The 1,526-nt window shown below is 61.4% G+C and carries 1 protein-coding gene and 1 pseudogene; both read right to left on the bottom strand.

The annotated features are described in order from the left end of the window. Positions 1 to 158 precede the first annotated feature (158 nt). Positions 159 to 1,064 carry a M23 family metallopeptidase gene (locus NW837_RS01135; RefSeq protein ID WP_414328891.1) on the bottom strand — a complete coding sequence of 302 codons (906 nt, stop codon included), beginning with the start codon at positions 1,062 to 1,064 and terminating at the stop codon, positions 159 to 161. A gap of 41 nt (positions 1,065 to 1,105) precedes the next feature. Then, positions 1,106 to 1,526: pseudogene (locus NW837_RS01130) on the bottom strand (biotin--[acetyl-CoA-carboxylase] ligase); the annotation flags it as partial.

Genomic DNA, 1,526 nt, shown 5'->3' with positions numbered 1-1,526 from the left:
CGAAGGGACTTGAACCCTTACGCCTTGCGGCACTAGATCCTAAGTCTAGCGCGTCTGCCGTTCCGCCACGTCCGCAAAACCTGCATGACCCAACTGGTTACCTGCGCCAGCATTCCAGTTGGAGCCCGCCCACCTATGCTAACCCAAGCCGGCTCTGGCTAACCCGGCAGCTGGGCAACAGCAACCTTCAGATCATCTGTGGCGTCCAGAACCACCCAACCTTGCCCCACCGCTCGCTTCCACAGCTCAAAGTGGAGGTGCGGCCCAGTTACCGCTCCGGTCGCCCCCACATAGCCGATGACGGATCCCCGCTCTACCGCTTCCCCCGGTGTTACAGCAACTTCGGACATGTGGCCATAGCGAGTGCGCCGACCGCCGGCATGCTCCAGCACAACGGTGATCCCTAGACCCCCCAGGGATCCCGAAGTGACCACCTTGCCGCTTAAAGAGGCCAAGATCGGCGTGCCCATGCTGGCCCCCAAATCCACTCCAGCATGAAACTCCGGCTCTCCGCGGATGGGGTGAATTCGCATGCCAAATCCAGAAGTAATCGACACCGGGTGAGGTAGGGGGTAGAGCAGTCGTTCGTCACCTGCCGCCAGTTCAGGCAACCTTGGCGTTTGCGGTTCAGGAGCTTGGGGCTGGCTGGGATCCTCGATGCGAATCTCTTGGCCGGGGGCGAGAATGATGCGGCGACCGGAGCTGCGTTCCATCAGCACCACCGGCACCCCACCTTCAGGCTGAGCATGGGGAACCAGGTCATGGTTCTTCTGGGGCTCAATCACGATCTCGCGGCCTACTACCGTCTCTGGGCGGGTTTCTGCCTCAAGGGTCGCAGGGCTGCCCTCTCGTAAAGGAATGGCTCCATCCAGCAGCAGGGCTGCCGCCCCAGGCGTGTCCAGGGCCGGTTCCACCATGGGCGGCGGGGGCAAAGGGGTTGGTTGGGTCTGGGCCAGCAGAGCAGTGGGATAAAACCAGAGCAGAGCCAGCCCCAGCTTCAGCCAAAAGCGCAGCCGCCGAGCTCGGGGGGAGAAAAGGCGCGCTGCCATAACCCAAAGCTTCATCACCGAGTTCAACACAGGCCACATAAAAAACACAAGAGAAATTACAGGCTATCGCCCGCCGGCATGTGATAGCTCAAGCGAACTTGGTCGGGTGTAAGCGTCCGGATGGATTGCTGCTGTTGCAGATGTCGCTCCCCTTGTGTTTGTACTCGCACCCTTCCATCCTCGGCAAGGCCCAAGATCGTGAGGCTAGTCCCCCTTTCGAGCCATTGGACTTGCGGCTTGACCATCCAGGCTTCGTACTCTGAGCGAACGGGGGCAAATCCCCCTTGCAACCAGACGTGGAATCCCCGCTCCATCCCCTGCAGAACCCAGCCGGCAATCTCGGTGCGGTCGAGTGAGCGGTGCAGAGGGGATCCCAAAATTTGGGCTAAGGTGATCGCCCCAACGGGAACGGGGTTGTTGACATTCACCCCCACACCGGCCACCAACCCCAGCAGTTGCCCGCCCCCCCCAAAGCGG

This window comes from Synechococcus sp. R6-10, from assembly GCF_047461815.1.
Taxonomy (GTDB): domain Bacteria; phylum Cyanobacteriota; class Cyanobacteriia; order Thermostichales; family Thermostichaceae; genus Thermostichus.
This window is presented reverse-complemented; position numbering and strand designations above follow the sequence as displayed.